The sequence below is a fragment of the Methanobrevibacter sp. genome (genome assembly GCF_030539875.1).
In the GTDB taxonomy this organism is placed as follows: domain Archaea; phylum Methanobacteriota; class Methanobacteria; order Methanobacteriales; family Methanobacteriaceae; genus Methanocatella.
The window spans coordinates 103967-126016 of the sequence record NZ_JAUNXI010000001.1 but is presented as its reverse complement, the minus strand read 5'-3'; the positions used below and the strand labels follow the sequence as shown (position 1 = coordinate 126016).

Here is a 22050-nt window from a genome sequence, read left to right as displayed (position 1 = left end):
CTTAAAGAACAATAATTGAATTTAAAAAAAAAAGAAAAAAAGTTTTTAAAGTTTAGATAATATCTTTTATATCATCACGGTAATACAAACCGATTGTTAAAATTATTAACAGAATGATTAAGAATGTACCTTTAACCTTAAAAATTTCATCATCTATAATAATCTGTTTTGCAGTAGAACCAGAATCTGCATTTGCACCGCTGCTTTCAGATGCACTTGCCTGTGCCACATCTAATGAGTCATAACTTTGTGAAACATCATTTACCTGATTTGCAGGACTGTCATTCGGTTCCATTTTTTGACTATGGGAACTATTTCCAGCATTGTCACTAGACTGATGTGAAGATTCGTTACCTCTATTGGCATTGCCGTTTGATCCTTGACCGTTGCCATCTCCAGAACCTCCTCCATTTCCAATATCTTCAAATAAACCATATTGAGGAATACTTGGCAGATTATATGTTGGAGATTGGCCGTTGATTGGAGCAGAAGAAGGTGTTTTTGAATCAAAAACATTTTTTCTACTACTGCGGTCTACAGTGGCCTTAATAATGTCGGCATCTTTTGCATCTACAGTGAACGTTCCAATACCTCCACTTATTGTGACAGAAAATGTTTTGCCGTCATTAGTCTTATAAGTTAAAACCCTATCAGGAAGCAAGGTTGCAATATTTCCTTTTGAATCAACAAATGATGCCTGAAATTGGTTTTTACCAATTTGTGTTACAGTAAACTTTAAATTATTTGTACTGATTTTAGGACATAGCAATCCATTGTCAGTATACCAATTATCACCAACAGTTAACTTTTCACCATTTTCAGTAGCATATGTCTCTTTAGCTTCAATTTCAACATGAGAGCTGCCATAAATTGCATTATATTCAATTTTCTGGTTTTTAGGTTTTGCATATTCTTCAGCGAATTTTATGCCCACATAATTGTTGGTAATAACATTGGACTGAATGTTGTTATGTCCGATTTTATTAAGAGAAATTCCATTATCCGCATTTGAATCTATAGTATTTCCCCTAATATTTATATTATCTCCTGCAAAATCCACTGAAATACCGTCCCATTTATTTTTATTGACAGTATTCTTGGTAATAAATACATTTTGAGGACCTGTCTTATGACTGAATCCGTTATACTTATTAGTTAGAAGAATGCCGTTTCGAACATTATTTGAAACAGTATTTTCATGAATATAAATCATGTTGGATTTTGTCAAAACAATACCGTTTTCACCATTATTTGTGATCTTATTATTAACAATATAAGAGTTGTTGGCTGAAGAGAGGATTATTCCGCATTTGCCATTCTTAACAATATTATTTTTGGTAATATTTAGATATTTTACATTTGATGCAACAATCCCGCTGCCTCTGGTTGTAATGTCATTTTTAATAATAGTCACATAATCTGATCCATCTACTTTGACACCATCACCATTACCCTGTATGTTAAAGCCTTTAACGGAAGTTAAAGAAGCATTTTTTCCTTTAATAGTAATGACTGGGGAATTTGAAGTAGATTTTAACACAGTATTAACATTGGAAAGTAGAGTCAAACTTTTAGTGATTACAAGATTAATATCTGAATAGCTGGCTCCTTTAAACAAAATGATATTGTTTACTTTAGCATTATCAATAATATTTTGAATCTCGGCGTTGGTCAAACCGCTTTCAACAACACGAGTATTATTCATAGTAATCTTAGTTGTGTATGATGACGCCTTATACATGGAATTACCAGCGAATTTTGAAGTAATCTTATATGAACCATCAGCCAGTCTAATTTGAAGTGAAGCAATACCTTTGGAATCAGTATTTTTAGTATAACTGACTCCATTTACTGTAAATACCACCTTAACATTAGAAATTGATTTGTTATTCCCATCAGACAATTTCACTTTGAAATACTCGCCGACCACGTCAAATGTAGTATTGCTTACAGCATCAATATAAGTATTCGGCTTATCTGATGCAGACAGAATCTCAGCATTACTGCTTTCAAGAATTCCGGTAGAATTGTCCTGCTGAGCAATAATCTCTGTTGAATTATCAATTTCGTGAGCGGCACAGAAATTTAATGAAACTAATGCACACAGAATCAATATAATCACGAAACATTTCTTATTCATTTTTCACCTCCTTAAATGTTCTAGTTAATTAATAAATATAAATCACCCTCCAGATACAAGAACCAGTTTACCGGTACTTGGATCTTCGTAAACTTTACCCACTTCACTATATCCGCTATCCTCAATACCTCCGGCACTAGTGTAATTTTGGGTAAACGTATTTGCAGTCGATACATCTTGTGTGGTCTGCTGATTTGAAACTAAATCAGGATTTACAGACAGAGCCATAATTGCAAAGATTAAAAATCCTAAAGCTAAAACAAGCATAGCATCCGAAAGGTTATTTAATCCTCCCATAGGATCATCATCATAGTCCTGTGAAATCCTTCGTCTTTTTCTAAGCATAAATCTACCACCTGTTTATAGCTTCAAGTTCCGCCTCAACAATAGATTCGACATTAATCAAATCTGATTCATACCACTGTTTTTTAAATTTTGATATTAAATAAGACAATGCCCCGACAGACAATCCTGTTACAGTTGTATCAAATGCAATAGTTAGTGACTGGGCAAGAGTTAAAATATCTCCGGTACCCAGTGCCGCCAGACCAGGACCTAAAGGAATTAATGTTCCCAAAAGACCTAAAATCGGACCTACTCTTATCAGAATATCAGTTTTATTAGTCTTTTTAATTAATTTTGTTTCTTCATTTGAAATTAGTTCACTAGCCAGCGCTTTTCTTGCATCCTGACCTATATCATAATTATTAGCTATTTTAATCAGGATTTCCTTTTGAAAAGTGAACAGATTACTATTTTCAATCTCATTTCTCAGCTTTGAAACATCATTTGAAAATGAAACATTTCTTATTAACTGCTCCAATTCATTTGAACTGATTGGCTTTCTTGATATGTACTCATTAATAAGACCGCCAAATGACAAAATAACTATTACAACAGATATAATAATTAAAACGACAACTGGAGTCAATAAACTTTCCGAAAGTATATGAATCAATGAAGTTAATGTTTCAGTTCCTTGAATTATCATGAATTTCCTCCTTTACTCTCATTTAAAAGGACACCCAAAATCATCAGTGCAACTATTCCAATTATAAGATAAATTAACTGGTAAGTTGGAGTTAAAATCAAAAATGAACTAAACATGGTGTAGTCAATATTTCTTGTAGAATCATATGTTAGAGCAAAAATAAAGACCAGAATTGAAAATAAACTCATAAATTCGCCAACTAATACAGGGTATTGTCTTTTTGCATGAGTTAAAAACTTTGAAATTTGATAAACAATAAATACAGTAATTAAAACTAACAAAGAATAAATAATCACATCAGAAAATAATAAATTTGCCTGAGATGACAATAATAAAGTTGAAATAAAAAACATTACTGAAATTGAATAAATCAAATAAACTAAATTATTACTATTTTTCATATAAATTACCATTAAAACAAATAGGATTATTGAAATAATGAAAAATAAATAGTTAAAATAATCAGTTAGAAAGGATAATGGATTACTTAAATATTTGGAGACGCTCATCGCTAAAAATAACATTATTGAAAATATTAAGCCAATAGCTGCTGTCCTTTTATTATTAATCTGATAATTGCCAAGTAAAAGAGCTAAATTAGCTGAAAATAACAATAAAGCAATTAGTAAATAACCCCCAATCAAATCCATTTTTCAACACCCAAATTCTTTGTTATGGAATAATATTTCTAAATATGAATATATAAACATATCGCAATTATTTATTAAAAAATAAATTAATGAAGTAAAACTAATCCAAATTAAAAAAAATAGTCTAAAAATCAATAAAACAGCAATAAAAAGGAATTAGAAATAAAAATTAAAAAAATAAAAAATATAAAAAGAATTAAGAATAAGGTTATAAACTAATCTTCAATCAATTCATAATATGACTCTTGAGCACATGACTTGCAGACCGGTTTTCCACCTCTAAGAACATGACGACCGTCAGATACCTTTTCACCACATACAGAACAGAATGTGGTTGTATATGGTTTGCCAGGCATGTCTCCAGGAGTCAATTCTATTTTGACCCTATCTACTTTAAACAGTTCTTCAGGAGGAGTTCTTCTAAAACGAGCAATCATTTCATCTTTTGTTTCTTCATCCTTGAACTTTTTATTTGCATCAGCATCAGTAATCCTTAATGCTTCATCAGTATCTGTATTATAGAATGTGGCTGCAAATTTACCATAATACATTTGTTTAAGGGTTCTTTTACCCATGGAACAACCGGTAACAGACTGAACTGCGTCAGACATACACCTATCAATTTCCAAAAAGACAATGAGGTTTTTATGTCTTTGATTAAATCCCAATCCAAGTAATTCAAGACCGTACATTGCCAATTTAGTTCCGATTGCAATTCCTCCACAAATATGGCCATGAAATTCTGCTGCTTTTGCTAACTGTTCATCATAATCTTGTTCATTCATATAATCACCTTATAAATCTAATTCTAAATTTGTTTTTAAAGGAACACAGACTTTCCTTTCATTATCCAATTCAATTAATTTCGCATCAATTGAATAAGCTTCTTTTAAATTTTCTTCAGTTACAACATCATCCGGACTTCCAAAATCTATGAATTTTTTTTCTTTCATTATTGCCACTTTATTTGAACTTAAAAATGCATGATCAGGAAAATGGGATGTCATTATAATTGAAAGACCTTCTTTTGCCAGATTATCGACAATTTCTAAAAATTTGATTTGATTTCCAAAATCCAGATGTGAAGTTGGCTCATCCAATATCAGAATGTCGGGTTGCTGACACAATATCCTTGCTAAAAACACCAGCTGCCTTTCTCCACCGCTTAAATTGGTGTATTCCTTATCCTTAAGATTTTCAATACCTAAAATCTTTAGGGAATTTATGGCAATTTCAATATCTTCCTTTTTGGGAGAATCCGTTAGATTCAGGTATGGTGCCCTGCCCATAACTACAACATCCAAAACTTTAAATGGGAATGACGGAACGTGGGACTGAGGAATGTAACCGATGTGTCTTGATATTTCCTTAAAAGATAATTTTTTGATATTTTCGCCATTAATTAAAATTTCACCATCATTTATATCATGCAATCCGTTAAGACACTTGATTAAAGTTGTTTTTCCAGTTCCATTCGGACCTAAAATACATAATACGTCTCCTTTTTCAACAGAAAAGCTAATTTTTGAAAAAATTTCCACATCGCCATAGGAAAATGAAATATTTTTAACATCAAACAGTTTATCATTTAAGCCCATTCTGAATACCCCTTCTTAAGTAGATATAAAAATATCGGCACACCAATAATGGCTGTCAGAATACCAATCGGAATTTCTATTGATATTAATGCACGTGAAATATTATCTATCAATAATAGGAAACTTGCACCTAAACTTAATGATGCAGGAATCAATATTTTATTATCAGGACCGACAATCATACGAGTCATGTGAGGAATAACCAGTCCAATCCAGCCGATAATACCGCTTACAGATACTGAAGCGGAAGTGAGTAAAGTACATCCCGCAATAATCAATAACCTGACTTTTGTCGGATTAAGGCCTAATGATTGTGCTTCTTCATCACCCATCGCAAGTAGATTCATGTGCCATCTGAGAGTTATAAGAATTATAAAACCTATAATTATCGGAATGAGAATCATTATCAGCTGGTCTGTAGTTACAGAAGCTAAACTTCCCATTAACCAGTATACTATTTCAGGGAGCTTATCATCAGGATCTGCAATGAATTTTATAGCAGAAATTAACGCACTGAAAAATGCCGAAATGGCAACCCCTGACAATACTAAGACCAATATTCCGCCGGCCTTATAAGCTTTTGAAATCAGATAAGTAATTGAAACTGAAATGATTCCAAATATAAACGCAAATATCTGAGTTACAAAGCCAACACCACTTAACAAAATAGCCAATGCCGCTCCAAAACCTGCACCATTAGATACGCCAAGCAAATCCGGAGATACAAGAGGGTTTTTAAAAATACTCTGAAATGCTGCTCCAGCCATTGAAAGTGATGCTCCAACAACAAATGCTGCAATTATCCTTGGAAGCCTTATTTCAAAAACAATGGTGGTTATTGTTGATGAAACTTCCAATTGAGGAAATAGTGGACACAATATTGTTTTTATAACATCAACCGGACTAATGGGATATCTTCCAAGCAGAAATGATGCGAAAAATAAAATAACCGGTAAGAAAACCAAAAGCAAGATACTTATAATTTCCCTTGATTCTTTATCCATAATCACTACCCTAAAAATTTGATTCATCAAGTCCTGAACTGATTAGAATATCCCTTGCCTGATCATCGCTTAAATCAAAATGATAAAAATTACTATAAAACTCTTTAGTAACATCAACCATGTTGAATTCTTTATAATCATCAGGATAAATTACTTTTGCAGTCCATGGAACGCCAATAATCATATTAGCACCAACAGGCCTATCAAACCATTTGAACGGAGATTGTGGTGACAGGTAAACCTCTTTATTCTGAACTGCTTTAATATGCGCCCAATTTGAATCATTATAAACTTTATTATAGAAATCCATATCACTGGTAATAATCAAATCAGGATTCCATTTAATGACCTGTTCGATAGATATTTGTGCACCTGTTGTAGTATTGCCCTGATTTATAGAATCTGCAACATTCTTTCCACCTACCAAATCAATTAACTGACCGTGAGAAGCACCTGAAGGATAAGTCTGTAAACCATCACTGCCGCAGGCATAATAAACCGATTTTTTTTCACCATCAGACAATTTAGATGATTTATCATGTACAATATTCAAATATTTATTATTAAAATCATTAAGCTGATTGGCTTTATCTTCAGCCCCTATAACTTTTCCCATGAACAGTATGGATTCTCCTACTTTTTTGACATTGGTAGTGTCACGAACTCCAATAACAGGAATTTTACCGAATTTTTCCTGACGCTGATTAACAGTGGACAAATCTCCTCCGCTGCCTTCATCAATGGATTCTATTACAACATCAGGTTCTGCTGCGATAAATTCTTCATAACTTCCATCCTGAGTACCATACCAACCGCCAACAACGGGGAAGTTTGCATATTCATTCGGCACATATTTCAACTCTTCATCAGTCCACTGGAAGTTAACCGCTTTTAATTTATCAGGAGCAATCATATAAACCACAGTAGTCATCGGAGGAGCAGTGGCTACAACATTTTTAACGGCAGGTATTTCCACTGTCCTATTAATCATATCAGTTATATTTTGAGAACCTTCACTGCCGGTAGTGGAGGGACTTAAAAATAAATGAGTAGCAACGCCAATCGCCACCAAAACAACTAACATTAAAACTATAACTTTAATTTTCCTTTCCATTACAAACCCCCAAATAAAAAAAATATTCGATAGGAATATATATTCACTAAGTTATTTAATAATCTTTCTAAAAAAAATAAAAGAAAAAATAATTAACAAATATAACATTAAATAAAAATTAATTAAATAACAATGAATTAAATCATATATAAATTATAAAATGACTTGTTTTAATTAAATTAAATCAATATATCGTTATTATTTTACTGAACAATGATACTGCACATCAGATTAATTAAAAAACTTTACTTATGAATTTTTAAGATATGGAAGTGCAAATAAGCTAATCGGAAAAATAAATGTTTAACAAGAAAAATTCTACCCTGCAACCGCAGACAGTAAAAAAAGCAAAAGTGAGATAAGATTTAAAAAAAAATGCATTCAATAATGCACCAAATATAAAAAAAATAAAAAATTATGAGTTATTTATTGAAATAACTCAATACTGCATATGTCTTAAGACAACAAAGGAAATTAATTTAAATGTTTTTCCATTAAACCAATTTAACAGAGAAAGATATTTCAACATTCTCCGGGAGAAGTTGGTTTTAATCTCCTTTATTCCAGTTTACAATACCATAAACAATACATAGAAGTGTTGATAAGATAATTCCCACATATACTCCCCAAATCAGCGGGTCTTCTATTCCCAAAACCATCATTGCGCTTCACTTCCTTTATTATCTATGTCTGAAAATGCTTTATCGATTACCTCCTGAGCAGGAGGTTTGGTAAGCAGACTTACAATAATTGTAAATAAGGCTGAAATCGGTACTGCAATCAGCATTACATCAATAAACGGCCATGGCGCTGCAGGCAATAATGTTTCAACACCAAAAATCATTTTACAGATTCCAAGTCCTACAGCGGTCTTCTTAAATACAAATGCTAACCAGAATAAACTGACAAATGTTCCTGAAAGAATTCCTGCAATTGCTCCTAGCTTTGTAATTCCTTTCCAGTAAAGCGCTCCTAAAAATACAGGCAGGAATGCTGCTGAACAAACTTCGAAAAACAGACTTGTTCCAAGTGCAATTACGCTTCCAGGAAGTAAAAATGCCATTACTAACGCCAAGATAATAGCTATTAAGATACCTATCCTTGTAATAGTTACCTGATCTATTTTTTGTTTGGATTTGTTTCTTATTGTTCCATAGATATCCACACCAAATGAGGTACCCTGAGTGTGCAGTTGTGAAGAAATTGTTGACATTGCAGCTGCAATTAATGAAAGCAAGAAAATATATACAAACCATTCAGGCAGCGCCATTGTAATGAATGTTGGAATGACCTTATCAATGTTTCCACCAACTACATCAATTGCAATTTTGCCCAGCTTATCAAAGAAGTATACATTTGAAAGTGAACCTGCAATATAAGCGGTTGTTGGCATGATTGCAATGAAAATACCTCCAATCAAAACAGACCTGTTTAATTCTTTATCTGATTTGACTGTTAGGAATCTTACAATCAATGAAGGTTGAGCAAGCACCCCAATACCTACACCAACAAGAGTGGATGATACAAGTGACCACCAGAATGGAGATCCGAACTCCGGAAATGCCGTCCACCCGGTTCCTCCCGTTGCAGTGGCGCTGGCAGGGTATAAATGAACCATGTTTGTCAATGCGGTGTTTGCTGTTTCAACACCCCCAAGTAACCAGTATACAAATACAAGCAGGAATACCATGGCTACAACCATAATACTTCCCTGCAATGCATCAGTATACATTACACCACGAATACCACCAAACAATACATAGAATGTAATAATAATTGACAATATAAGTAAAGCAATGCTAAAATCGATTAATAATGAAGATTCCAAAAATCTGGCAGCTCCAATCAATACTACTGCCGCATAAATCGGCATTGCGCAAAAAATTATTAAACCTGAGACATAATGTATAAATTTTGAGTCAAAACGTTTACCTAAAAACTCAGGGAAAGTCAAAGAATCCAAAGCATGCCCCATTCTACGAGTTCTCTTTCCTAAAAATACAAATGCAATAAATACACCAATGATAATGTTTAAGAATGCCAACCATAAAACACTCATACCATATTCACTGGCAACTCCTCCAAAACCAACAATAGCTGCCGTTGAAATAAAAGTCGCACCATAACTCATTGCCATAATGAAAGGGTGGGTATCTTTACCGGCAATCATGAAGTCTTCGGAGGAATCATTTTTTTTATAGGCATAATATCCTACTAAAACAAGCGAAAATATATAGATTATAAATACGATTGTTAAAATCATCACGTTCATAAATAATTCTCCTAAAAAAAATACAAAAAAGTGTATACAATATATTTATTTGATATGCGAATTATATAAAAATTACTAGTCAGGATTAAAGTATTCAGCCGGAGCATTTTTTAAAAATAAATTACCCCAACATCACAATATCACTTCATGACTCTAAAAATCAATTATCCTTCACCACAACATTTTATAAGCAATAACAAAATAAAATAATATTTTTCAGAAGGATTTCATTATAATAATAAACTTTTATAATAATAAGATGAAATATTTATAATGTTATTTAAGAAAAATTTGATAAAAATAGGGATAGTATGTTTTGGGACGAGAAAGCCGAATGTATGAGTAAAGATGAGAAAGAAAAAATACAGCTAGAAAGACTGCAAAAAACAGCAAAACTTGCATATGAAAATGTAGAGTTTTACAAAAAACGATTCGACGAAGCAGGTTTAAAACCTGAAGACATCAAAAGTTTAAAAGACATAGAAAAAATTCCATTTACAACCAAAAGCGATTTAAGAGAAGCTTATCCTTTAGGTCTGCTTGCAGTTCCGCGGGATGATATTGTTGAAGTTCACGCGTCATCAGGAACAACCGGAAAACCAACCGTTACAGCATATACTCAAAATGATTTAGAAATCTGGGGAGAATGTATTGCGCGCGGCCTTAAAATGGCAGGTGCTAAAAAGGATTACATTCTTCAAAATGCATACGGGTATGGCCTATTTACCGGAGGATTTGGAATTCACCATGGAGGAAATAAGATGGGCGTAATTACAATTCCGATTTCAGCAGGAAACACTAAAAGACAACTTGATACAATGATTGACTTTCAAAGCGATATCCTGACCTGTACACCATCTTATGCAATGTATCTTGGAGAATCCCGTGAAAAAGCAGGAATCTCCTTAGACGAGATTAATTTAAAAGCAGGAATCCATGGAGCAGAAATGTGGACTGACGAGATGAGAAAAAGAATCGAATCATCTCTTGGAATTAAAACCCACAATATCTATGGTCTAACAGAAGTTATGGGTCCGGGCGTTGCTCAGGAGTGCAGTGAGCAAAATGGAATGCACATTCAAGATGATTATTTTTATCCCGAAATCATCAACCCCGAGACTGGCGAAACATTGGATCACGGTGAAAAAGGAGAGCTTGTGCTTACTTCCCTGACAAAAACCGGAATGCCTATTTTAAGATTTAGAACAAAGGATTTAACTTCTTTAATTGAGGAGCCATGCGAATGCGGAAGAACAACCGTCAGAATGACAAGGATCACCGGCAGAAGTGACGATATGCTGAAAATCAAAGGAGTTATGGTGTTCCCATCACAAATTGAAAAAGCATTACTTAAAATTCAGGGCATTAGCCCTAATTACATGATTCATGTAACAAGACCTGACATTTTAGATGAAGTAGAGGTTAAAGTAGAAGCAACAAAAGAATTATTCTTCGATGAAATGAAAGAAATGGAAAAGGTTGAAAAACAAATCCAGGCATCCATCAGGTCTGAAACTGGACTTAGAGTTGATGTGACCATTTGTGAACCGGATTCACTCCCGAGAAGTGAAGGTAAAGCTGTTCGTGTAATTGATGAAAGGAATTTTGAATAGGTGATAAAATGGTAGTTAAACAAATTTCAATTTTCGTGGAAAACAAAGAAGGAAGGATTAAAAAAGCTATTAACACATTAGCTCAAGAAAATATCAATATCCGTGCACTATCAATAGCTGATACGACAAAATATGGAATTTTAAGACTAATCGTTTCTGATAACAAAAAAGCAATAGAAGCTCTTGAAAAAGATGGTTTTATTGTAAAAGAAAATGAGGTCATTCTTTTATCAGTTCCTGATAGGCCAAACGGTTTGAACTCAACATTGGCAATATTCGATGAACAGGGCATTAATTTGGAATATTTATATGCATTTGTAAGCAGCAAAAGTGATGAAGCCATTGTTGTTATGAGACTAGAGGATATGGAAAAAGCCATCAAAGTATTAAATAACAGCAATGTTAAAATTTTAGAAACAGAAGACATTAAAAATTTATAGAAAAGATTTAATCTTTTCTAAACTATTTTTTTTAAAAAATAATCAGATACAGCTAGAAATCTTTTAACATATTAGCTATATCTTCTTTTGAATAACCTAAGCGGACAAAAAGGCTTTTAATTGGTTCTCTTTCAGGAATAGCCCCTACTTCTCTCCAATTTTTAAAATCGTTTCTCATAATGCCATTGATTAAAAGTTGAATAGTAATTAAATCATCACTTTTAATTGCAATAAAAGCATCCTCATCACCAAAAACATTTTCTGGATCAATTAATGTTACCTGCCCATTAATGTCTTTTTTTATAATAGCATTGTCAATTTTGTAAGCCATAATATCACACTTTAATATCTATATAGGTCTTTAGTTTAAATAGTATTTAAATTTTTAATTTTTGATTGATTTATATCCATTTTCAATAGCTTTTAAATTCATTTCATGGAATTTAGGTTTTAGATTATTTTTCATAGCTTCAATAACTGATTCTTTTGTAAGAGGGAATTTGTCATCAGCTGTAACAGCACCTAAAAGAACCATGTTTAATGATAATACGCTTCCAGCATCAATAGCCAATTGTGTTCCATTAATGGGGAGGACATGTTTAAAATTCTCTTTTAAAGTTTTTGTAATATTATCCACATTAGGATATGGCTTATTGGCTGAAGACGGAATAATCGGATGAGTATTATACACGATTTTAGTTTCACTGTTTACTTTATCCAATCCCCTTATTGTTTCAATAGGTTCAAAGGAAAGCAGCATGTCTGCACCTTTCTTAGGTATGATTGATGAGTTGTAACCACCTATTTTTAACTCGGTAGAAACAGATCCTCCTCTTTGTGACATACCGTGAATTTCGCTCATTACCACATCCAAACCTTGATTCATTGCAGCTTCGCCAATGATTGTTGAGGTTTTAATAATTCCCTGACCTCCAACACCGCAAATATAAATACTATAATGATTATCCATTTTTTCACCTGCCTGCCTCTAAAGCTCCATATTTACAAACCTGAATACATGCCCCACATCCATCACATTGAGATTCATTAATTATGATTTTACCATTGATTTTGGAAATTGCCGGACATGCAAATCCATTTACACATTTATCACACTTATTACAATTACTTTCAATGAATTTCACTGGAGGTTTTTTAGTTAAACCTTTAATTAAAGTACATGGAGCTTTTGATATAATTACAGCCACATCATCTCTTTCAAGTGCTTCCCTATAAGTCTTAACAACCTGTTCTAAATTAAACGGATTAATTACACGTACATAATCACAACCGCAAGCTAAAGCCAACTTACGAATAGATACTTCGGGAGCCTCATCCCCCATCCCATCAACAGGAATTCCTGGGTTTGGCTGTCCTCCGGTCATTGCGGTAATCCTATTATCCAATACTGTTAAAACAAAGTTGTGTTTGTTATGTACTGCATTTATTAATGGAGAAATTCCGCTGTGGAAAAATGTGGAGTCACCTATAAAACTGGCCACTTTCTGGTCTGTTGAAACTGAAAATCCGCAACCGTCCCCTACACTAGAACCCATGGACAATAAGTAATCCGCAGCATTGTAAGGCGGATTAATACCTAATGTATAACACCCAATATCTGAAGCAAAGATTACATCAGAGGGTTTTAGGCCCAATTCCTCAATTGCAACGTTTATTCCGTAATACATTGCTCTGTGAGGACATCCTGCGCATAAAACAGGAACTCTTGATGGAATTTCATCGTTTAGTTTTTCCAGGCTTTGTGAAAATGCAATGTCCTCATCCTTTTTAAAGTTCAATATTTTATTTAATCCGTCAGCTACGATATCAGAGTTAAATTCATGATAAATCGGAAAAGTTCCATCTAATTTACCGTGGACTTCCACATTTAGATTTTCAGAACCGATACATGCCAGAGTATCCCTTTCAATAATCGGGTCAACTTCCTCTACAATAAATACTTCATCCAAATCCTTTAAGAATTCAACAACCCTTTCCTTTGGGAAAGGATATGAAAATCCTAATTTTAAAATATTTACATCCAAACCGTTGAATTTTACAACATCATAAGCATAATTATAAGCGCTGCTTGAAGCGATTAATCCATATTTTTTATCGGTTGAAAACTCGATTTCACGGTTTAAATCACTTTTATTAGTTGAATCTTCAATCTTATGGATTTTATCCCAAAGAGTTACATGCATATCACCTGCAAATGCAGGTACAGGAACATATTTGGAAGGGTCTTTGTTAAAATGACCTCTTTTCCAGTGATTTTCATTATTTGATGAATTATCCTCCACATCTCCAAATTCAACAACACCCCTCATGTGAGATACACGAGTGGTTGTTCTGACAATTACCGGTATGTTAAACTGTTCGGACAAATCGAATGCATATTTAACCATGTCCTTTACTTCCTGACAGTTAGAAGGCTCTAAAATAGGTACATTGGCCAATCTTGCATAATTACGGGTGTCCTGCTCATTTTGAGATGAGAAAAGTGACGGGTCATCAGCTGACAATATAACCATCCCGCCATTTACGCCTGAATAGGCAGTTGTCATAAATGAATCAGATGCAACATTCATACCTACATGCTTCATGAATGTAAATGACCTGAGACCTGAGGCAGCTGCAGTTGCTGCAACCTCCATTGCGACTTTTTCATTAGTAGAAAATTCAAAATAAATATTAGCATCCTTGGCCAATACTGATAACACATTTCCAATTTCTGATGAAGGAGTTCCTGGATATGTAGCTGCAATAGAAACGCCAGCTTCTATAACTCCCCTTACAGCAGCTTCATTACCCAGTAAAAATTCTTTTTCACCAGATACTCCTGTGACTAATTTTTTTAAATTCATTATATTTTCCTCAAAATAATCATTAATACATATAAATTATATAATAGTTTTAGATATAAATATTATATTATAATAATTTATAAGTTTTTAAGAATGGGGAAGAATAATGATTAAAGTTTATGTTTCAAGATTTAATAGAGAAACCGACAAAGAGCCTCATTTGGAGTGTTATGAAATTGAACAAACACCTCATATGAAAGTTCTTGACGCCCTTCAAGCTATTAATGAAAAATATGATGCAGATATTAGTTTTAGAAGCTCCTGCAGAGCAGGACAATGCGGGTCTTGCGGCATTTTATTTAAAGGAAATGGAGCTCTTGCCTGTCAAAAAGAAATTAAAGATGGAGCAATTATTGAACCTCTTAATTTCCCAGTCATTAAAGATTTAATTGTTGATAAATCAAGTATCGAAGCAAAAGTAAAAGACCTGGAACTGTCTTTGCAATGCGACCACACTTGCGAGGAATTAGACACAAGCATAACCAAAGAGGACACTCAAGATACTAAAAAGGTGAGAAGCTGTATTGAATGCTATTCCTGTTATTCAACTTGTCCGGTGGTCAATATTGCAACAGAAGAATTTGGTGGACCATATTTAATGAGATACATCAACAAATTTGATACCGACCCGAGAGATAATTTTGATAGGCTTAAAGAAGCACTTGATGAAGGTTTATACAATTGTACCAGTTGCGGCAAATGTTTGGCAGTTTGCCCTAAAAATATCAATACGTTCGGTGATGCAATAGAAAAAATGAGGGCTCTTGCAGTTGCCAACGGTTCAGGACCTCTTCCAAAACATGTTGCATTTAAGGAAAATATTCAGAAAAGAGGAAGGTCAATAACAACCGATAAACCGTCATTTATCGAAGAAGCTGAAAATAAAACAGGGTCCAAAATAGCTTTCTTTACCGGGTGTATGGTTGATTACAAATTCCCTGAAATTGGCCATAAATTAGTTAAAGTTCTAAAAGAAAATGGAATAGACATTGATGTTCCTGAAGGCCAAGTTTGCTGCGGTTCTCCCCTTTTAAGAACTGGTCAGACAGATGTCGTACAGGGACTTGTTGATAAGAATAAGGAAGTATTTAAGGATTATGATACTATAATTACAATCTGTTCCGGCTGCGGATCTACTTTAAAGAACAACCATCCGCAATTTGGCTCTAACTTAAATGTAATGGACATTAGTGAGTTTTTAGTAGACAAGCTTGATGAAGACAAACTAAAAGAATTGAACATGACCGTTACATATCACGATCCATGTCATTTAGGAAGAGGGCAGGGCATTAAAGATGCTCCCCGAGAAGTTATTGAAAAAATTCCGGGCATTGAATTTAAAGAGATGCTTTATCCTTGCCAGTGCTGCGGTGCCGGCGGAGGAATAAAATCCGGAAAACCTGAAATTGCAATGGAACTATCTAAATCAAAAGCAGAAATGATTAAAGACACAGGTGCTGATGCAGTAATTACCATATGCCCATTTTGTCAATTAAACATACAGGACGGTTTAAATGAAATAGGCTGTGGAGATATAAAATGTATGCACATTTTAGAACTGCTGGATAAAGCTTATGAATAATTGGATTAGGAGTTGATTATAATAGGAGATACTGCTGTAGGTGAAGAAAAAGTAGTTGAAACTGCCTCTTTAAACTCACCTAAAGAAAAAGAAGAATCAGACAGTGAAAAAAAATCGACTTCTACAAAAAAAGCCAAATCCACAACCCAGTCCAGAGGAACTGTCAGAGCAAAAATTATAAGACAGCAAGAGGAAAAGGAAGTTAGTCTCTTTAAAGAAAACATATATATTGTTTTTGTTGAATGCGAAACTCCTGGAAACATTGGTTTTCTTGCAAGAACTATGGCAAACTTTGGATTGAAAAATTTAATATTGATTAACCCTCCCACATTAACAAAAGAAGCATATTATCAGGCTACCCATGGAAAATACATTGTTGAAAATGCAAAAATATTTCCTACACTAGATGATTTCTACCAGTCCCAACAGATTGATTTTAAAGTTGCTTCAACTGGAATGGCGGGAGGAAGTTATAATCTGTCACGAATTCCAATCAGACCAGAAGAACTTGGAAGGTCAATGAATGTTTCAAATAAAATAGCAATACTCTTTGGAAGAGAAGGAAATGGACTTACTAACAAGGAAGTCGCAGATTGCGACATATGCGTTTCTATTCCAACAGATCCGACTTATCCTATAATGAATATTTCCCATGCAGCTGCAATAATTTTTTATGAATTATTTAAGAACAAACATGATTTTGGTGTTGAAGGGCTTGATGAAAGCACTAAATTAGAAAAAAAATATTTGTTAAATGACATGACCGATTTAATCGATAGTCTGGACATTCCAGATCATAAAAAAAGAAACGGCATTAAAACCTTCAACAACATTATTTCAAGAGCATTCATTACTTCAAGAGAAGCGCACACCTTTAAAGGAATATTGAGGCGTTTAAAAAATAAACTTGGTGAACAATGAGAAGAATTAGATTTGCAGACATCAGCATATTTGTCCTTAAATATATTTTCAACTGGAGATTTTGGATAGCTGAAATAACCCGGAAATCAAAAGTTTATAAAAAAATTATTGACAAAACGCTTTTTGATGAAGACAACATCGTTGTTGTGCCAAATACAATCAATATAAATAAAAAAATTGAAACTGAAGGTTCTGAATTCTTACCGACAGACATTATTAAAGAAGTTGTAAAACATAGCAGAGACATTGTAATTATGAATACCTGTCTTTGTAGAACTTCAAATAACTGCCGGGACTATCCTCAGGATATTGGATGCATTTTCCTTGGACCGACAGCTAGAAAGATTCCAGAAAACATCGGAAAAAAAGCAACAGTTGAAGAAGCGTTAGTCCATATTGACAGGGCGGACGAAGCAGGATTAAGCCACATTATCGGCAGAAATAAACTTGATTCAATCTGGATGAACATAAGACCTGGAAAAGGCCTGTTAACGATTTGTCACTGCTGTCCGTGCTGCTGTTTATGGAAAGTTTATCCTAATTTAGATGAAGATATAAGCAGCAAGATAGAAAAACTTGAAGGTGTTGAAGTAAAGTTTCATGAAGGCAAATGCAGGAATTGCAATAAATGCCTAGAGGTTTGTATTTATCAGGCCATCAGTTTAGAAAATGAAAAAATAACTATCAATCATGATATTTGCAAAGGATGCGGACTTTGCGTTAATGCATGCAAATTTGATGCTATTACCCTTGACTACACTAAAAAAAGTGTAGACAGCATAATTAATAGAATTAACGATTTAATTGAAATAAATGAATTATAAAAAAATTACTTGTGTGAGAATATGGCTATTTTAAGTGATAAAACTATAAAAGAATATTTAAAAGAAGGCAAAATTGGTATTGAACCTCTTTTAGATGAAAAGCAAATACAACCATCTTCTGTTGATATGAGATTAGGAGATGAATTTAAAGTATTTAAAGTTATTAGAAAACCCTATATCAATCCTAAAGATGAAGAAGACATTGCATCATATATGGAATCATCTATTGTTAAAGAAGGCGAAGCGTTTATAATCCATCCTAATGAATTTGCTTTGGCCACCACTTTAGAATACGTTAAAATACCTGATGACCTGGTTGCAAGAGTGGAAGGCCGTTCAAGTATGGGAAGACTCGGTGTTACAATGCACGTTACAGCAGGTTTTATTGATCCGGGTTTTGAAGGTAAAATCACTTTGGAAATATCAAATATCGGTGCAATGCCTGTAGCGCTATACCCTGGTCAAAGAGTATGTCAGATTGTATTTGAAACAATGACTACACCTTCAGAAATTCCTTACGGACATCCTTCTAGAAATAGCAAATATATGGGACAGACCCGTCCTGAAAGCAGCAGGGTCAAATTAGATTACGAATTAAAAAAATAATGGAGATAATATTTATGAATCATGATAAAATGTCAAATATTAGTGCAAAAAGAGGATTTTTATGGCCGTCCTTTGAAATATATTCCGGAGTGTCCGGTTTTACAGATTACGGCCCTCTTGGAGCCAGCCTGAAAAATAATATCATGCAAAAATGGAGAAAGCAATATGTTTCAGGTGAAGGATTTTACGAAATTGAAGGCCCTACCGTAATGCCCAAAGAAGTTTTAAAGGCATCAGGACACGTGGATAACTTCACAGATCCGATGTGCAAATGCGAAAACTGCGGAGAAGTTTTCAGAGCAGACCACATAATTGAAGCAGTAATCGGAGAAGATGTGGAAAGCCTCGAAAACGAGGAACTTGACCAGATAGTCACTGACAACAATATAAAGTGTCCTGATTGTGGCGGAGACCTGTCCAACATATGGAACTACAACTTAATGTTTAAAACCGAAATCGGTGCTAAGGGAGATAAAGTAGGTTACATGAGACCTGAAACTGCACAGGGAATCTTCATTTTATTCAAACGTTTGGAAAGATTTTTCAGAGGAAAACTTCCATTTGGAGCAGTTCAGCTTGGTAAAGCGTACAGAAATGAAATTTCACCAAGACAAGGAGTTATCAGACTTAGAGAATTCACTCAAGCAGAAGCGGAAATCTTTTTAAATCCCAAAGAAAAAACACATCCCAAATTTTCACAAATCGAAGATGTGGTATTGCGCTTAAACTCACAGGAGGTTCAGGAAAACGATTTGGAACCTTTGGAAATTACTGCCCGTGAAGCCCTTGAAAAAGGAATCGTGGCAAATGAAATGTTAATCTATCAGCTGTACTTAGCCCGCAAATTTTTAATTGAGCTTGGAATTCCCGAAGATGTTTTAAGATTCAGACAACATTTAGCCGGAGAAATGGCCCACTATGCACTTGATTGCTGGGACGTTGAAGTTAAAACCGACAAATACGGATGGGTTGAAATCATCGGTATAGCAGATAGAGGAGATTACGATTTATCATCACATTCCGAGTTTAGCAATGAAGAATTGAACATATTTATTGAATATGATGAACCTAAAAAAGTCAGAAAAACTGTAGTTAAACCAAACTTGTCCAAATTCGGACCGGTATTTAAAGGGGACTCTCCTAAGGTAAAACAGGCTATTGAAGATGCGAATGTTGAAGATATAAGAACTGCAATAGAAACTGAAGGCAAATTCACCATTGAATTGGACAAAACATATGAAGTAAGTGAAGATTTGCTTATCTTTGAAGATGTTGAAGAAGAAATAACCGGTGAGAAAATCATACCACACGTTATTGAGCCTTCATTTGGTATTGACCGTATTACCTACTCTGTTTTATTACATTCATTTACACAAACAGAAGAAAAAGAATACTTTAAATTTGACAAATCAATTGCTCCGGTTCAGCTTGGAATATTTCCGCTTGTCAATAAAGAAGGCCCTCGTGAAATTGCTCAAGAATTAACAGAACAATTGAGAATGGCAGGTTTTACTGTAGAATATGATGCAACCGGAACTATTGGTAAAAGATATGCCAGAGCCGATGAAATTGGTATCCCCCTTGCAGTCACTGTTGATTTTGAATCAATAGAAGATGAAAAGGTGACTGTCAGAGACAGAGATACAGAAGCTCAAGAAAGAATTCCAATAGCTGAATTAGAAGATTATTTGGAAAAATATTATAAATGAGTTTAAAACTCATTTATTTTTAATTTTAAAATTTTCATAAAGATTACTGGCCCATTTTATTGAATCACTATTTTTTGATGTCAGCAATCTGTTTTGATCAAAATAACCGTCCTCCTTAAACAAACCTAAAATCATTAGCTGGTCAGTGACTATTAACAGAAATGTGTTTTCACCTGCAAAATAAGATAAATTTTTAATTTTAGACTTTTTATTAAATATTTTCGAAATGCCTGATGGAATCATAACTTCAACGTCATTATTATTTTCAACAAGTTCGTTTAGTTTGTCATTGAAATTTTCATAATAAAATGGCAGAACACATTTGACCTGTTTTGCACTGCTTAAACTATTTTCAATGAAATTATAAATCCTATATACATCAATACCGTCTGATTCAATAAGATGGGCATTGCCAAGAAGGTATAACTCTGCAACAGATTGATTTGGAATCATATTAACAAGATGCTTGTCCAAAATATTAAAAAAATCATTTAATAAATTAATTATATAACCGAGTTTCATGACCTGGTCAATTTTCAATTTAGTCGAATTTGATAAAAAATATTTATTATATTCCCTATATACATATCCTTTCAGCTCCAAATTATGCATATTACTTGATATTGAACTGTAACTTAAAGATGTAATCTGATTTAAATCTTTCATGTTCAGCGGACACTTGTATAAAGTTGCTAATATTTTTAATCTGATTATTGAATTAGTCATGTATTTTAGTTCTTCTGAAATCGATTCGTAGCTGTTTAAATAACTTTTATTAATTACCAAATAAATCACCAATGTCGTATTACTTGTACTAATATTATTAATACTGAAAAATATAAAATCTATTGAAGTGAGAAAATATGAAAAAGTGAACTTGCAAAAAGCTTATAAATAAAAACAGACATGAGTAAAAATTTATATCTAAACTACCACAAATAACAAAATAGTGAGTAAAATGATTGATACACATATTCATGCCGATTCAAGAAGTAGTGAAGATTTTAAGGACATGTATCTGGCCGGAATAGACAGTGCAATAACTTGCAGTTATTACCCTTACAGAATAGATTCGGAAATTGTTCTTTTAAATCATTTGAATAGAATTTTAGAATATGATACTAAAAGAGCATCACAGTATGGGATGGATTTAAAGGTGGCCTTAGGAATTCATCCAACAAACAGTATCGAAAAACCTGAAATGATTTTTAATGAATTATACAGATGGACTGAAAGAGGGCAAATCGTTGCAATAGGCGAAATAGGTCTTGAAGATTTAACTGACCTGGAGATTAATACATTTAAAAAGCAGTTAGATATTGCAGATGAGACCAACTCAAAAGTGATTATTCATACTCCAAGGAAAAATAAATCAAAAGTCCTAAAAGTTATTTTAGACATTGTTCCCCAACATTTAGATGAATCACAAGCAGTTATTGATCATATTAACCTAGACATTATCAACGAAGTTATTGATAAAGATTATATGCTCGGACTGACCGTGCAGCCACAAAAACTTGACATTGAAAGTGCAGTAGATATTTTAGACAATTATGGATTTGATAAATTCATTTTAAACAGCGACATAAGCAACAAACCATCAGACCCCCTTTCCGTTGCTAAAACCGTTCGTGAATTAACCCGATTAGGTTATAAAAAAGCAGAAATAGATAAAGTATCACATGAAAATGCAGAGAAATACTTTAAAATATAACTTGA

At 33.5% G+C, this 22050-nt stretch carries 22 protein-coding genes; 8 read left to right on the top strand and 14 right to left on the bottom strand.

The annotated features are described in order from the left end of the window. Positions 1-52 precede the first annotated feature (52 nt). From Q4Q16_RS00665 to Q4Q16_RS00625, 10 genes are all read right to left on the bottom strand, one after another. A complete protein-coding gene (locus Q4Q16_RS00665; RefSeq protein ID WP_303345465.1) occupies positions 53-2140 on the bottom strand; it encodes a nitrous oxide reductase family maturation protein NosD in 2088 nt (695 codons plus the stop codon). A gap of 42 nt (positions 2141-2182) precedes the next feature. Then, positions 2183-2485 (bottom strand): DUF2149 domain-containing protein, encoded by a 303-nt coding sequence (locus tag Q4Q16_RS00660; protein ID WP_303345464.1) that lies wholly within the window; start codon positions 2483-2485, stop codon positions 2183-2185. A gap of 4 nt (positions 2486-2489) precedes the next feature. Further along, complete coding sequence (locus tag Q4Q16_RS00655; RefSeq protein ID WP_303345463.1) at positions 2490-3131, bottom strand: MotA/TolQ/ExbB proton channel family protein; 642 nt, start codon at positions 3129-3131, stop codon at positions 2490-2492. Next, on the bottom strand, positions 3128-3781 hold the full coding sequence (locus Q4Q16_RS00650) for a peptide ABC transporter permease (RefSeq protein WP_303345462.1): 654 nt from the start codon (positions 3779-3781) through the stop codon (positions 3128-3130). Before Q4Q16_RS00650 ends, Q4Q16_RS00655 begins: the two co-directional genes overlap by 4 nt. A gap of 215 nt (positions 3782-3996) precedes the next feature. Beyond that, positions 3997-4566 (bottom strand): FmdE family protein, encoded by a 570-nt coding sequence (locus tag Q4Q16_RS00645; RefSeq protein ID WP_303345461.1) that lies wholly within the window; start codon positions 4564-4566, stop codon positions 3997-3999. Between the two features lie 9 nt (positions 4567-4575). Further along, complete coding sequence (locus Q4Q16_RS00640) at positions 4576-5379, bottom strand: ABC transporter ATP-binding protein (RefSeq protein ID WP_303345460.1); 804 nt, start codon at positions 5377-5379, stop codon at positions 4576-4578. Next, positions 5370-6383, bottom strand: a complete 1014-nt coding sequence (locus Q4Q16_RS00635; RefSeq protein WP_303345459.1) for an iron ABC transporter permease — start codon at positions 6381-6383, stop codon at positions 5370-5372. The genes Q4Q16_RS00640 and Q4Q16_RS00635 overlap by 10 nt, the downstream gene beginning before the upstream one ends. 10 nt (positions 6384-6393) lie before the next feature. Beyond that, the gene (locus tag Q4Q16_RS00630) at positions 6394-7497 is read right to left on the bottom strand and encodes an ABC transporter substrate-binding protein (RefSeq protein WP_303345458.1); all 1104 of its coding nucleotides are present in this window, start codon (positions 7495-7497) and stop codon (positions 6394-6396) included. Between the two features lie 548 nt (positions 7498-8045). Then, positions 8046-8159: a symporter small accessory protein gene (locus tag Q4Q16_RS09260; protein WP_368660200.1), complete on the bottom strand. Its 114-nt coding sequence runs from the start codon at positions 8157-8159 to the stop codon at positions 8046-8048. Beyond that, a complete protein-coding gene (locus Q4Q16_RS00625) occupies positions 8156-9769 on the bottom strand; it encodes a sodium:solute symporter (RefSeq protein WP_303345457.1) in 1614 nt (537 codons plus the stop codon). The genes Q4Q16_RS09260 and Q4Q16_RS00625 overlap by 4 nt, the downstream gene beginning before the upstream one ends. 311 nt (positions 9770-10080) lie before the next feature. Here Q4Q16_RS00625 and Q4Q16_RS00620 point away from each other — a divergent pair, with 311 nt between their 5' ends. Together Q4Q16_RS00620 and Q4Q16_RS00615 are read left to right on the top strand one after the other, a co-directional pair. After that, the gene (locus Q4Q16_RS00620) at positions 10081-11382 is read left to right on the top strand and encodes a phenylacetate--CoA ligase family protein (protein ID WP_303345456.1); all 1302 of its coding nucleotides are present in this window, start codon (positions 10081-10083) and stop codon (positions 11380-11382) included. Between the two features lie 8 nt (positions 11383-11390). Next, positions 11391-11822 carry an amino acid-binding protein gene (locus Q4Q16_RS00615; RefSeq protein WP_303345455.1) on the top strand — a complete coding sequence of 144 codons (432 nt, stop codon included), beginning with the start codon at positions 11391-11393 and terminating at the stop codon, positions 11820-11822. A 52-nt stretch (positions 11823-11874) separates the two neighbouring features. Here the strand turns inward: Q4Q16_RS00615 and Q4Q16_RS00610 are convergent, their stop codons facing one another. Genes Q4Q16_RS00610 through iorA form a run of 3 tightly spaced genes read right to left on the bottom strand, consistent with a single transcriptional unit; the run spans position 11875 to position 14689 of the window. Further along, the gene (locus Q4Q16_RS00610; protein ID WP_303345454.1) at positions 11875-12153 is read right to left on the bottom strand and encodes a hypothetical protein; all 279 of its coding nucleotides are present in this window, start codon (positions 12151-12153) and stop codon (positions 11875-11877) included. Between the two features lie 54 nt (positions 12154-12207). Beyond that, positions 12208-12792, bottom strand: a complete 585-nt coding sequence (locus Q4Q16_RS00605) for an indolepyruvate oxidoreductase subunit beta (protein ID WP_303345453.1) — start codon at positions 12790-12792, stop codon at positions 12208-12210. Positions 12793-12796: 4 nt separating this feature from the next. Then, complete coding sequence (gene iorA, locus Q4Q16_RS00600; RefSeq protein ID WP_303345452.1) at positions 12797-14689, bottom strand: indolepyruvate ferredoxin oxidoreductase subunit alpha; 1893 nt, start codon at positions 14687-14689, stop codon at positions 12797-12799. Between the two features lie 106 nt (positions 14690-14795). Here iorA and tfrB point away from each other — a divergent pair, with 106 nt between their 5' ends. From tfrB to glyS, 5 genes are read left to right on the top strand one after another with little or no spacing between them, the layout of a single operon-like run. Then, the gene (tfrB, locus tag Q4Q16_RS00595) at positions 14796-16271 is read left to right on the top strand and encodes a fumarate reductase (CoM/CoB) subunit TfrB (protein ID WP_303345451.1); all 1476 of its coding nucleotides are present in this window, start codon (positions 14796-14798) and stop codon (positions 16269-16271) included. Positions 16272-16283: 12 nt separating this feature from the next. Beyond that, positions 16284-17192: a TrmJ/YjtD family RNA methyltransferase gene (locus Q4Q16_RS00590; protein ID WP_303345450.1), complete on the top strand. Its 909-nt coding sequence runs from the start codon at positions 16284-16286 to the stop codon at positions 17190-17192. Continuing rightward, complete coding sequence (locus Q4Q16_RS00585; RefSeq protein ID WP_303345449.1) at positions 17189-18016, top strand: 4Fe-4S binding protein; 828 nt, start codon at positions 17189-17191, stop codon at positions 18014-18016. Before Q4Q16_RS00590 ends, Q4Q16_RS00585 begins: the two co-directional genes overlap by 4 nt. 21 nt (positions 18017-18037) lie before the next feature. After that, positions 18038-18622: a dCTP deaminase gene (gene dcd, locus Q4Q16_RS00580; protein ID WP_303345448.1), complete on the top strand. Its 585-nt coding sequence runs from the start codon at positions 18038-18040 to the stop codon at positions 18620-18622. 14 nt (positions 18623-18636) lie between these two features. Further along, positions 18637-20331 carry a glycine--tRNA ligase gene (gene glyS, locus Q4Q16_RS00575; protein ID WP_303345447.1) on the top strand — a complete coding sequence of 565 codons (1695 nt, stop codon included), beginning with the start codon at positions 18637-18639 and terminating at the stop codon, positions 20329-20331. A gap of 9 nt (positions 20332-20340) precedes the next feature. On the opposite strand, the gene Q4Q16_RS00570 is transcribed toward glyS, so the two are convergent. Continuing rightward, positions 20341-21126, bottom strand: a complete 786-nt coding sequence (locus Q4Q16_RS00570) for a transcriptional regulator FilR1 domain-containing protein (RefSeq protein WP_303345513.1) — start codon at positions 21124-21126, stop codon at positions 20341-20343. Positions 21127-21289: 163 nt separating this feature from the next. Here Q4Q16_RS00570 and Q4Q16_RS00565 point away from each other — a divergent pair, with 163 nt between their 5' ends. Next, positions 21290-22045 (top strand): TatD family hydrolase, encoded by a 756-nt coding sequence (locus Q4Q16_RS00565; protein WP_303345446.1) that lies wholly within the window; start codon positions 21290-21292, stop codon positions 22043-22045. The last annotated feature ends 5 nt before the right edge of the window (positions 22046-22050 follow it).

What these genes read in the sequence shown, in the direction of transcription:
- Q4Q16_RS00665 (WP_303345465.1), bottom strand. Translation starts at nt 2,140, where the DNA reads ATGAATAAGAAATGTTTCGTGATTATATTGATTCTGTGTGCATTAGTT.
- Q4Q16_RS00660 (WP_303345464.1), bottom strand. Translation starts at nt 2,485, where the DNA reads ATGCTTAGAAAAAGACGAAGGATTTCACAGGACTATGATGATGATCCT.
- Q4Q16_RS00655 (WP_303345463.1), bottom strand. Translation starts at nt 3,131, where the DNA reads ATGATAATTCAAGGAACTGAAACATTAACTTCATTGATTCATATACTT.
- Q4Q16_RS00650 (WP_303345462.1), bottom strand. Translation starts at nt 3,781, where the DNA reads ATGGATTTGATTGGGGGTTATTTACTAATTGCTTTATTGTTATTTTCA.
- Q4Q16_RS00645 (WP_303345461.1), bottom strand. Translation starts at nt 4,566, where the DNA reads ATGAATGAACAAGATTATGATGAACAGTTAGCAAAAGCAGCAGAATTT.
- Q4Q16_RS00640 (WP_303345460.1), bottom strand. Translation starts at nt 5,379, where the DNA reads ATGGGCTTAAATGATAAACTGTTTGATGTTAAAAATATTTCATTTTCC.
- Q4Q16_RS00635 (WP_303345459.1), bottom strand. Translation starts at nt 6,383, where the DNA reads ATGGATAAAGAATCAAGGGAAATTATAAGTATCTTGCTTTTGGTTTTC.
- Q4Q16_RS00630 (WP_303345458.1), bottom strand. Translation starts at nt 7,497, where the DNA reads ATGGAAAGGAAAATTAAAGTTATAGTTTTAATGTTAGTTGTTTTGGTG.
- Q4Q16_RS09260 (WP_368660200.1), bottom strand. Translation starts at nt 8,159, where the DNA reads ATGATGGTTTTGGGAATAGAAGACCCGCTGATTTGGGGAGTATATGTG.
- Q4Q16_RS00625 (WP_303345457.1), bottom strand. Translation starts at nt 9,769, where the DNA reads ATGAACGTGATGATTTTAACAATCGTATTTATAATCTATATATTTTCG.
- Q4Q16_RS00620 (WP_303345456.1), top strand. Translation starts at nt 10,081, where the DNA reads ATGTTTTGGGACGAGAAAGCCGAATGTATGAGTAAAGATGAGAAAGAA.
- Q4Q16_RS00615 (WP_303345455.1), top strand. Translation starts at nt 11,391, where the DNA reads ATGGTAGTTAAACAAATTTCAATTTTCGTGGAAAACAAAGAAGGAAGG.
- Q4Q16_RS00610 (WP_303345454.1), bottom strand. Translation starts at nt 12,153, where the DNA reads ATGGCTTACAAAATTGACAATGCTATTATAAAAAAAGACATTAATGGG.
- Q4Q16_RS00605 (WP_303345453.1), bottom strand. Translation starts at nt 12,792, where the DNA reads ATGGATAATCATTATAGTATTTATATTTGCGGTGTTGGAGGTCAGGGA.
- iorA (WP_303345452.1), bottom strand. Translation starts at nt 14,689, where the DNA reads ATGAATTTAAAAAAATTAGTCACAGGAGTATCTGGTGAAAAAGAATTT.
- tfrB (WP_303345451.1), top strand. Translation starts at nt 14,796, where the DNA reads ATGATTAAAGTTTATGTTTCAAGATTTAATAGAGAAACCGACAAAGAG.
- Q4Q16_RS00585 (WP_303345449.1), top strand. Translation starts at nt 17,189, where the DNA reads ATGAGAAGAATTAGATTTGCAGACATCAGCATATTTGTCCTTAAATAT.
- dcd (WP_303345448.1), top strand. Translation starts at nt 18,038, where the DNA reads ATGGCTATTTTAAGTGATAAAACTATAAAAGAATATTTAAAAGAAGGC.
- glyS (WP_303345447.1), top strand. Translation starts at nt 18,637, where the DNA reads ATGAATCATGATAAAATGTCAAATATTAGTGCAAAAAGAGGATTTTTA.
- Q4Q16_RS00565 (WP_303345446.1), top strand. Translation starts at nt 21,290, where the DNA reads ATGATTGATACACATATTCATGCCGATTCAAGAAGTAGTGAAGATTTT.